The organism is Streptomyces sp. NPDC058375 (genome assembly GCF_042723425.1).
GTDB classification, from domain to species: Bacteria; Actinomycetota; Actinomycetes; order Streptomycetales; family Streptomycetaceae; genus Streptomyces; species Streptomyces durocortorensis.
Map to the genome: position 1 here is coordinate 46844 of NZ_JBHXJG010000002.1, position 10171 is coordinate 57014.

At 72.5% G+C, this 10171-nt stretch carries 10 protein-coding genes; 6 read left to right on the plus strand and 4 right to left on the minus strand.

Features of this window, described 5'->3' with window-relative positions; translation table 11 throughout:
* Positions 1-31: 31 nt before the first annotated feature.
* Together ACFWM7_RS00840 and ACFWM7_RS00845 are read left to right on the plus strand one after the other, a co-directional pair.
* Positions 32-1003, plus strand: a complete 972-nt coding sequence (locus ACFWM7_RS00840) for a glycine betaine ABC transporter substrate-binding protein (protein WP_383253478.1) — start codon at positions 32-34, stop codon at positions 1001-1003.
* Between the two features lie 120 nt (positions 1004-1123).
* On the plus strand, positions 1124-2308 hold the full coding sequence (locus ACFWM7_RS00845; RefSeq protein ID WP_383253480.1) for a hypothetical protein: 1185 nt from the start codon (positions 1124-1126) through the stop codon (positions 2306-2308).
* Positions 2309-2333: 25 nt separating this feature from the next.
* On the opposite strand, the gene ACFWM7_RS00850 is transcribed toward ACFWM7_RS00845, so the two are convergent.
* Entirely contained in the window at positions 2334-3476 is a 1143-nt protein-coding gene (locus ACFWM7_RS00850; protein ID WP_383253482.1) for an NADH-quinone oxidoreductase subunit D, read from the minus strand.
* A 58-nt stretch (positions 3477-3534) separates the two neighbouring features.
* Positions 3535-4536: an SAM-dependent methyltransferase gene (locus tag ACFWM7_RS00855; RefSeq protein ID WP_383253484.1), complete on the minus strand. Its 1002-nt coding sequence runs from the start codon at positions 4534-4536 to the stop codon at positions 3535-3537.
* 96 nt (positions 4537-4632) lie between these two features.
* Here ACFWM7_RS00855 and ACFWM7_RS00860 point away from each other — a divergent pair, with 96 nt between their 5' ends.
* From ACFWM7_RS00860 to ACFWM7_RS00870, 3 genes are all read left to right on the plus strand, one after another.
* The gene (locus ACFWM7_RS00860; protein WP_383253486.1) at positions 4633-5835 is read left to right on the plus strand and encodes a sensor histidine kinase; all 1203 of its coding nucleotides are present in this window, start codon (positions 4633-4635) and stop codon (positions 5833-5835) included.
* A 119-nt stretch (positions 5836-5954) separates the two neighbouring features.
* Positions 5955-6629, plus strand: coding sequence for a response regulator transcription factor (locus ACFWM7_RS00865; protein WP_205084542.1), 675 nt, complete (start codon positions 5955-5957; stop codon positions 6627-6629).
* Between the two features lie 21 nt (positions 6630-6650).
* Positions 6651-7259, plus strand: a complete 609-nt coding sequence (locus ACFWM7_RS00870) for an AAA family ATPase (protein ID WP_383253488.1) — start codon at positions 6651-6653, stop codon at positions 7257-7259.
* A gap of 43 nt (positions 7260-7302) precedes the next feature.
* Here ACFWM7_RS00870 and ACFWM7_RS00875 read toward each other — a convergent pair whose 3' ends face one another.
* On the minus strand, positions 7303-8415 hold the full coding sequence (locus ACFWM7_RS00875; protein ID WP_383253543.1) for a DUF5937 family protein: 1113 nt from the start codon (positions 8413-8415) through the stop codon (positions 7303-7305).
* A gap of 104 nt (positions 8416-8519) precedes the next feature.
* On the opposite strand from ACFWM7_RS00875, the gene ACFWM7_RS00880 reads away from it, so the two are divergent.
* The gene (locus ACFWM7_RS00880; RefSeq protein ID WP_383253490.1) at positions 8520-8738 is read left to right on the plus strand and encodes a hypothetical protein; all 219 of its coding nucleotides are present in this window, start codon (positions 8520-8522) and stop codon (positions 8736-8738) included.
* A 134-nt stretch (positions 8739-8872) separates the two neighbouring features.
* On the opposite strand, the gene ACFWM7_RS00885 is transcribed toward ACFWM7_RS00880, so the two are convergent.
* On the minus strand, positions 8873-10036 hold the full coding sequence (locus ACFWM7_RS00885) for a threonine aldolase family protein (protein WP_383253492.1): 1164 nt from the start codon (positions 10034-10036) through the stop codon (positions 8873-8875).
* Between the last annotated feature and the right edge of the window lie 135 nt (positions 10037-10171).

Consider the following 10171-nt stretch of genomic DNA (forward strand, 5'->3'; position numbering starts at 1 on the left):
CACTTTCTTCTGTTCGGACGGAGAACAACACATGAGCAGGACCTCGCGGATAGCTGGAGCGGTCATCGGCATGGTGGCGCTGGCCGGGTCGCTCGCGGCCTGCGGCGGCGACAGCCTGGAGAAGGAGAAGGGTGGGTCGGACTCCTCGGCCGGTGACGGGAAGAAGGGTTCGCTGGTCGTCGGTTCGGCCTCCTTCACCGAGTCCAAGGTGCTCGCCGAGCTGTACGCACAGATCCTCGGCGACGCCGGGTACAGCGCCTCGGTCACCACGGTGAAGAACCGTGAGCTGTACGAGCCCTCGGTGGAGAAGGGCGAGATCGACGTCGTACCGGAGTACGCCGCCACGCTCGCCGAGTTCCTCAACGCCAAGGTCAACGGGGCGGACAAGGTCCAGGCCGAGCCGGTGGCCTCCGGGGACGTCGAGGCCACGGTCTCCGCGCTGAAGCAGCTCGCCGAGCCGCTGGGGCTCACGGTCCTCCCGGCCGGGAAGGCCGTCGACCAGAACGCCTTTGCGGTCTCGAAGGAATTCGCCGAGAAGAACAGCCTCAAGACGCTTTCCGATCTCGGGAAGTCGAAGCTGAAGGTGAAGATCGCGGCGGGCGACGAGTGCGAGGTGCGGCCGTTCTGCGCACCCGGTCTGAAGAAGACGTACGGCATCGACGTCACCGGGATCGACCCCACGGGCGTCGGTACCCCGGTGTCCAAGCAGGCCGTCCGGGACGGCAAGGCCCAGCTGGTCCTGACGACCACCACGGACGCGGTGCTGGACGGGCTCGTGTTCCTGGAGGACGACAAGAAGCTCCAGAACGCGGACAACGTGCTGCCGGTCCTGAATACCAAGGACGCGGGCGACCCGGAGATCGCCGACGCGCTGGGCAAGCTCACCGCCGCGCTCACCACGGAGGATCTCGCCGAGCTGAACCGGAAGGTCGACGCGGAGCGGGCCAAGCCGGCCGATGTGGCCAAGGAGTATCTGGAGTCGAAGGATCTGATCAAGAATTAGTTCTTGATCCATAGGCAAAGGGCCGTGGAGAGGGCTTCCGGGGGGCCGCGAGGTAACCGGCGGGGAACAGATTCCCGAGCGGCTCCCCAAGTGGCCCGCACACACGGTAAATTTCAGGCCATGCCACGTGGACGCCACCGCCATTCACCGCCCCTCCACAGAATCCTGCCCCCCTCCGTGGTGGCGGGAGTGTCGGTCGTCGGTGCTGCCGGCGCCTGGCTGCTGGCCGAACCCCTGGTCCTGCGCGGCCTGGTGGCCGCCGTGGCGGCCGCCGCCGTGACCGGTGCGTATCTGATGCGCAGCTGGGACCGGGCGGCGGGGCTGCGGGTCGCCGAGCTGACCCGGGCCCGGGCCGGTGACGAATGGCGGGCCGAGGAGCGGATAGCCGAGCTGGAGCAGGATCTGGAGGAGTCGCGCGAGCTGCGCACCCGTCTGGAGACCAAGCTCCGGCGCAAGCGGGTGGAACTCGCGGGGCTGCGCGGCGAGCACGCCGGACTGCTGCGCCGCTACGCCAACGCCGAGACCGAGCGGGCCAGCGCGCTGGAGGGCCGCAGGCAGCTCGCCATCGAGGCCGCGGCTCCCAAGGAGCTGCTGCCCGCGCGGTCCACGCCGACCCCCGAGTCGTACCGGCGCGCGGACGAGGCCCTGATGAACCTCACGCGCAACGCGGCGCTCCAGGAGACCCGCCGCACGGTGGAGGCGGTCCGGCAGCGCCAGCTCGCCGTCGCCGACCGGCACCGGGATGCGGAGGCCGAGAACCCGGAGGGGAAGCACGCGGCGGCCACCGGGGCGGGCGAGCACCGGGACCATCAGCACGGCCGCCCCTCGACCACCCCGCCCGCCCCGGCCGCGAACGCCCAGAACGCGCACACCCCCGCCCCGGCCGCGAACGCCCAGAACGCGAACGCCCAGAACGCGAACGCCGAGAAGGCGAACGCCGAGAAGGCGAACGCCCAGAACGTGACCACACCGGCACTCGCCCAGGCCACGGCCGCCATCGCGCCCGTGCGCGTGCCGCGGGCGATCCCGGCCGCCTCGGCCGTCGTCCCGTACGCCACCGCGCGCCGCCACCTGGCTCCTCAGGGCAACTTCGACTTCTTCGGCACCCAGAACGCCCAGAAGGCCAACGCCGCGATCGAGTCCGTGCAGAACGAGGACCTCGCGGACGTCGTCGGCGAGGAGGCGCTCGCCGCCCACCGCACCGGGGCCGTGGACAACCGGGCCGTCGGCAAGGTCATCGACCTCACCGCGCACGACGAGACCGAGCAGGTCGACGTGGCACAACTGCGCGGCGCGGTCTCCTGACGCGGCACCGCCCCGGCCCCGCCCGCTACTTGTCGATGTCCCCGACGACGAAGAACAGCGACCCCAGGATCGCCACCATGTCGGCGACCAGGGTGCCTGGCAGCAGCTCGGTCAGCGCCTGGATGTTGTTGAACGAGGCGGAGCGCAACTTCAGCCGGTAGGGCGTCTTCTCGCCCTTGGACACCAGGTAGTAGCCGTTGACGCCGAGCGGGTTCTCCGTCCAGGCGTACGTGTGGCCCTCAGGGGCCTTGAGCACCTTGGGCAGCCGCTGGTTGATCGGCCCCGGCTCCAGGCCGGCCATCCGGTCCAGGCAGGCGTCCGCCAGGTCCAGGGAGTTGAGGGTCTGCTCCAGCAGGCACTCGAAGCGGGCCAGGCAGTCGCCCTCGGTCCGGGTGACGACCTTCAGGGTGTCCTGGAGTTCCCCGTACGCGAGATACGGCTCGTCGCGCCGCAGGTCGAAGTCGACGCCCGAGGCGCGGGCGATCGGCCCCGACACCCCGTACGCGTGCACCGCTCCGGCGGACAGCACGCCCACGTCGCGCGTACGGCCCCGGAAGATCTCGTTGCCGAGGACGAGGTTCTCGTAGACGTCCATGCGGGAACGGACGGAGGCGACGGCGTCGCGGACCCGCCCGGCCCAGCCCGCCGGGACGTCCTCCTTGAGGCCGCCGACCCGGTTGAACATGTAGTGCATCCGGCCGCCGGAGACCTCCTCCATCACCGCCTGGAGTTCCTCGCGCTCCCGGAAGGCGTGGAAGACCGGGGTGATGCCGCCGAGTTCGAGGGGGTAGGAGCCGAGGAACATCAGGTGGTTGAGGACCCGGTTCAGCTCGGCGAGCAGCGTCCGCGTCCACACGGCGCGCTCGGGGACCTCCATGCCGAGCATCCGCTCGACGGCCATCACCACGCCCAGCTCGTTCGAGAACGCGGACAGCCAGTCGTGGCGGTTGGCGAGCATGATGATCTGCCGGTAGTCGCGCGCCTCGAAGAGCTTCTCCGCGCCCCGGTGCATATAGCCGATGACCGGCTCCGCGTGCTGGACCCGTTCGCCGTCCAGCACGATCCGCAGCCGGAGGACCCCGTGCGTCGAGGGGTGCTGGGGACCGATGTTCAGCACCATGTCGGTGCTCTCCGCCGCTCCGCCGATGCCGATCGTCGTCTCCGTCATGCGGGACAGTATTCCCTGCGGCCGCGGTGCATCCCCCGCGCCCGCTGCGCGAGGGCGGTCACCCGGGTTCCGGCAGCCCCACCCGGTGCAGCAGCCAGCCGAAGTCGCCGAGGCCGCCGCGCGCGGTCAGCTCCGCCGCCTCGCCCGCCGCCGCCAGCGCGGTGACGTACCCCGCCGGGTCGGTGGCGGCCAGGCCCAGCGGCGGCCGGTCGCCGCCGACGCCGAGGCGGCGGAGCGCCGCCCGCTGGTCGGTCAGTTCGGTGCTCGCCTGCGCCACGGCGGATGACACCGCCGCCGCGCAGGCGTCCAGCGCCACATGCGCGGTCAGGTCGCAGGAGCCGTCCGGCACCGGACGCACCTCACGCCCGCCCCGGAAGCCGGTCAGCGTCCCGAAGGGCGGCCGGGCGCCCCGTACATGCGCGTAGTCCACCGCCACCGCGAGCCCGGCGGCGAGAGAGCCCGCCGCCCGCGCCCAGGCCGCGTCCCGGGGCCGCCCGATCTCCGCCCGCTCGCCCGGCCCGGACAGCGGCCACCAGCGCTCCAGCCACGCCGCGTCCGCCCCGCTCACCGGCGTACCGAGCCGCTCCGCACCGTCCGAGGTCCGCACCTGGACGTACCGGGGGACGCCGTCCGCGTCCGCCTGGGCCACCTCCACCGGCACGTTGTCCAGCCACTCGTTGGCGAACAGCAGCCCGGTGATCCCGGCGGGCAACTCCGCACACCACTCGATCCGGGGATCCAGTCCCGGGGGCCGGGCGGCGACCTCGACGGCGTACGGGATCACTTCCAGCCCCTGTGGCAGCGCGGCCAGCACTCCGGTCAGCAGCTCGCCCCGCCCCGCCCCCACATCGACCAGCGCGACCGTGCCGGTGTCCAGCTCCCGCGCGATTCCGGTCAGCAGCCGGGCCACCGCGGTCGCGAACAGCGGCGAGGCGTGGACCGACGTACGGAAGTGGCCCGCCGGCCCCTCCGGGCTCCGCAGCGGGCTGCGATAAAAGCCCTCATCCCCGTACAGAGCGGCCTCAGCCGCCTCCCGCCAACCGCGCCACTCGTCCGTCACATAGGCAAGTCTCCACCTTGGGGAGTACGGTCCCAGGACCTGGATCGGCCCTCCGGTTGACCCGGGCACCGATCCGCTGTCCCTACGCTGGGTTACGTGCAGCGCCTCTACGACTTCATCCGCAGACACCCGACGGGCGTCGACGTCTTCTGGGCCGTCTTCCTCCTCGGGCTCTCCGGCATGTCGATGGTCTCGGGCATGTACGACGCGGGGCGCGAGGAGATCGTCGCCGTTCCGGTCGCGCTGGGGCTCTCCACGGTCGTGGCGCTGCGCCGCAAGGCCCCCGAGAAGATGCTGCTGCTCGCCATCCTGGTGGGCGTCGTCCAGCTGGTGTTCGACGTCCGGCCGGGCATCGGGAACTTCGCGATGCTGGTGATCACGTACACGGTGGCCACGGTCGGGGAGCGCTGGGCGTCCCGGCTCGCCCTGATCGGCAGTCTGAGCGCGGCGGCCCTGTCCCAGCTGCGGTGGGAGGCCGAGCCCGGCGGATCCTGGGTCCAGGTGATCTTCGTGACGGTCATCATGACCGTGCCGTTCGTGCTGGCCTGGGTGCTCGGGGACTCGCTGCGGACCCGGCGGGCCTACTTCGACCAGCTGGAGGAGCGTGCCGCCCGGCTGGAGCGGGAACGCGAGGCGCAGTCCAAGGTCGCGGTCGCCGCCGAGCGCGCCCGGATCGCCCGCGAGCTGCACGACGTCGTCGCGCACAACGTGTCCGTGATGGTCGTTCAGGCCGACGGCGCCGCCTATGTCATGGACGCCGCCCCCGACCAGGCCAAGCAGGCCCTGGAGACCATCTCCAGCACCGGCCGCCAGGCGCTCGCGGAGATGCGCCGGCTGCTCGGGGTGCTGCGGACCGGTGACGCCCCGGAGAGCGGGGAGTACGTCCCCCAGCCCGACGTCGAACAGATCGAGGACCTGGTCGCGCAGGTGCGGCAGACCGGCCTGGAGGTCGACTTCAAGGTCGAGGGCACCCCGCGTCCGCTGCCCAGCGGCGTGGAGCTGACCGCGTACCGCGTCGTGCAGGAAGCCCTGACCAACACCCGCAAGCACGGCGGACCCGACGCCGGGGCCAGCGTCCGGCTGGTCTACTTCGACGACGGCCTCGGGCTGCTGATCGAGGACGACGGCCGGGGCGCGGCGCACGAGCTGTACGAGGACGGCGGCGCGGACGGCGCCGGGCACGGGATGATCGGGATGCGGGAGCGGGTCGGCATGGTCGGCGGCACCCTGGACGCGGGGCCCCGGCCCGGCGGGGGCTTCCGGATCAGCGCCCTGCTGCCGCTCAAACCCCCGGGCTGACCCGGCCTCCGACGACCACCGGACCACGACGATCACGACCGCCACGACGATCACGACCGCTACGACGACGACCGCTACGACGACCGACCGACCCCAGGACAGGACACGTTCCCATGACCATGGCCATCCGCGTGATGCTCGTCGACGACCAGGTGCTGCTGCGGACCGGCTTCCGGATGGTGCTCGCCGCCCAGCCCGACATGGAGGTCGTCGCCGAGGCCGGGGACGGGGCGGAAGCGATCGAGATCCTGCGGTCCACGGCCGTCGACGTGGTCCTGATGGACGTCCGTATGCCCCGGCTGGACGGCGTCGAGGCGACCCGCCGCATCTGCGCGCAGCAGGATCCGCCGAAGGTGCTCATCCTGACCACCTTCGACCTCGACGAGTACGCCTTCTCCGGGCTCAAGGCGGGGGCCAGCGGCTTCATGCTCAAGGACGTGCCGCCCGCCGAGCTGCTCGCCGCGATCCGTTCCGTGCACAGCGGCGACGCGGTCGTCGCCCCGTCCACCACCCGCCGGCTGCTCGACCGCTTCTCGCCGATGCTGCCCAGCGGCGACAAGGAGCCGAAGAACAAGCACGTCGGCAAGCTCACCGAACGCGAACGGGAAGTCATGCTCCTGGTCGCCCAGGGCCTGTCGAACGGGGAGATCGCGGCCCGGCTGGTGCTCTCGGAGGCCACGGTCAAGACGCACGTCGGCCGCATCCTCACCAAGCTGAACCTCCGCGACCGGGTCCAGGTCGTCGTCCTCGCCTATGAGACCGGCCTGGTCAGGGCCGGCGGCGGCGCGGGCTGAGGAGCGGCGGGAGGCGGGGCCGTGGGCACGCTGCTGTGGATCAACGGACCGTTCGGGGGCGGCAAGACCCAGACGGCGTACGAGCTGCACCGGCGGCTCCCCGGCAGCGTGGTCTGCGACCCCGAGCACATCGGCTTCGGGCTGCACCGGACCCTGCCGCCCCGCCTGCGCGGCGACTTCCAGGACCTGACGTCCTGGCGCTCAGGCGTACGCGAGGTGCTCGGCCTCGCCGCCGGGAGCCACCCGGGGCCGGTGATCGTCCCGATGACGCTGGTCGACCGGGGGTACTTCGCCGAGATCGTCGGGCGGCTGCGCGAGGACGGCCACACCGTCCACCACAGCACCCTGCTCGCCGACCGGGACACGGTCCTGCGCCGGCTGCGCGAACGCGGTCTCGGGCGCGGGCTGAAGCGGGAGAGCTTTGCCGTGGGCCGGCTGGACGACTGCCTGGAGCGGCTCGCGCGCCCGGAGTTCGCCCGCCACATCCGTACGGACCGGGCGACGGTCCCTCAGGTGGCGGACCTGGTGGCCGGGGCGGCGGGCCTGACGCCGCTGCCGGACACGGACGGCCGGCTGCGGCACCGGCTGCGGCGGACCTGGACGGGCGTGCGGCACATCCGCTTCGACTGAGACATCCCGGGCCGAGGGGGCACCCCGGCCTGAGGGGGGAGGCTCAGCGCAGGACGCCCTCCAGGAAGTCGCTGCCGAGGCGGGCGACGACCGTCAGGTCCAGCTGGTGCAGGACGTAGCGCCCCCGGCGGCGCGTGGTGACCAGGCCTGCCTTCTTGAGCACGGACAGATGCCGGGACACCTCGGGCGAGGTGATGCTGTGCGACTCGGCCAGTTCGCCGGTGGTGTACGGGGAGCGGGCCAGGTTGCGGCACAGCCGCATCCGCATCGGGTGGGCCAGGGCCTCCATCCGCAGCTGGAGCTGTTCCACGGAGGCGGGGGACGGCAGATCCGGCATTCGGACCGGGTAGTGGATCACCGGCCGCCAGTGATGGGCGTGCAGCACCGTCAGGTGCGGCCAGCCGAAGCTGGTGGGGACGAGGGTGAGCCCGACGCCGACGTCCGGGGCGACGGCGGTGGTCCGGCCCTCGGTCAGCTTGTCGACCGTGATCCGCTCCGCTGTCTCGTCGAGCGTCAGGGCGGAGGAGACCGCACCGATCGCTTCGGCGAGCCCCTTGCGCCGCAGCAGCTCGGTCTTGTGCCGGGCGTCGGCGACCAGCTGGACGGAGACCCGCTGCCAGGTGTCCGCGAAGAACGCCTGGTCGCAGTCCTCCAGGAGCCGCCGGATCCATCCGCGTACGGAGACGGGGTCGGCCAGCAGCCGCTTGGTGAACTCCACCTGCCGCGGGCCGCGCGCCGCCGCCATGTCCAGGGCCCGGGCCCGCATGCCGGGGTCCGTCAGCGGGGAGGGGGCGTCGCTCCCGTACATGCTGGAGCAGGTGAACTCCGTCGCCGCCGCGACGAACCGCTCGTCGTCGAGCCGGTCCAGGATGTCCAGGTCCTCCGTCAGGGTCGCCCCGGTCCTGCCGTCGCCGCCGCGGATGCCGGAGAACGGCAGGAAGATGTCGGCGAAGGTGTTCCGCCACAGGAACTCCGCCTCCAGCATGCGGTCGGCGAGGTCCGGTTCCAGGGCCGCCGCGGTCGCGGTGACCCAGCCGTGCAGCCCCGGATGGTGGCCGGGCTCGGAGAGCGCGTGCAAGGCAAGGCCCAGCTCGGCGAGGGGAGAGGTCGCGAAAACGACGCGTTCGGCGGGCAGTCCCGCGATGTCTATGTGCACGCTCACCCCTTCATAGTGGGGGCACGGGCCCCGGGCCGACGTTCCATTTGACGGGGGCCGTCAATCAACGCGCGAGCCCGCCGCGACCTGCGCAGGCTGGAGTCATGGACGCGATGCAGCAGCACATGCTCGACACCTACCGCGCGGCCCAGCTGTCGGAGCCCGCACCCCCGCCCCCCGGCCGCCACGACCGCTCGGTCCTGCGCGCCCTGTACCGCCACTGGCTGACCCACCCACCGACCCCCCACACGAACACCCCCACCCCACCCGCTTCACCCAACCCACCCGGCCCGTCCGCCCCACCGAGCCCGTCCGGAGCTTGAGGACGGAACCCTGGGGCCCGGGTGGCGGCTACTGGACGGGGGCGCACACCCAGCCCGCCCGGCGCTTGAGGACGGAACCCCCCAGGCCCGGGGACCGGCCACCCCGCGAGGCCCTCGACGCCGAGCAGCCCGCCCTACGCGAGCCCCCTCACGAACCCCACAAACCCCCCCACCGCATCCCGCACATCCCGCCCCGCCCACTCAAGCCCCGCAGCCCCCACCGTCACCTCGGTGAACGAAACCCCCGGCGGCAGCCCCGCCCCGCCCGTCCCCGCGAACCAGCGCCGGAAGAGGGCCACCCCCGTCTCCTCCGCCTGCCGCACCGACGCCTCGTCCAGCACCTCGGTCCCGTACGGCAGCCAGACCTGGAACTGATGCGTGTGCGGCAGCTCCGGACGCACCCGGAACCACGGCACCCCCGCCGCCGCGAACCCCTCCGCCAGCGCCCCGGCCACCACCTTCGCGTGCGCCACGTACGACGGAAGGCGCGGCAGCTCCCGCTCCAGCCCGGTCAGCGCGGACAGCGCAGCCGGGAACTGCTGGAAGAGCTGGCCCCCGTAGCGGTGACGCCACACCCGCGCCTCCTCCACCAGCGTCGAAGGCCCCGCCAGCGCCGCCCCCGACAGCCCGTCCAGGGACTTGTAGAACGACACGTACACGCTGTCCGCGAGCCCCGCGATCTCCGACAGCTCGCGCCCGAAGTGCGTCGGGCACTCCCACAGCCGCGCCCCGTCGAAGTGGACGACCGCGTCCCGCTCCCGGGCCGCTTCCACCACCGCCGTCAGCTCCTCCCAGGTCGGCAGCACGAACCCGGCGTCCCGCAACGGCAGCTCCAGCATCAGCGTGCCGAACGGCTCCGGGAACTCCCGCACCTCCTCGGCGTCCGGCAGCCGGGGCTCGGCCGTCGGATGCACCGTGCGCAGCCCGCTCACCACCCCCAGCGCCCCGCCCTCGTGCACCTCCGGGTGGGACAGGGGATGCAATGCCACCGTCGCGTTCCCCGTACGCCCCGCCCAGCACCGCAGCGCGACCTGCTGGGCCATCGTCCCGGTCGGGAAGAACGCCGCCGCCTCCATCCCCAGCAGCCGGGCCGTCCGCCGCTCCAGATCGGCGACGACCCCGCCCCCGTACACATCGGTCCAGTCGTCCAAATCGTGTACGGACGGGGCGTCGGCGGCCAGCGCCGCCAGCCGTTCGCCCAGCGTGCCGTCCGCGCCCACCCGGGCCAACACCCGTCGCGCACCCCGCCACGCGGTCAGCCTGCGCCGCCGCTGCTCCTGCTCATCCACCGTCGCCATGGGACGATCATCACCCGGACCTCCGCCGGCGGGCGCGCCGATTTCCGCCCGGCCCGCAAAGTTATCCACAGCCTGTGGGCAGCGGAGGGGCTTCCCCGAAACGCTGGCGTAGCATGCAGAGAAATCGTCCGGTAC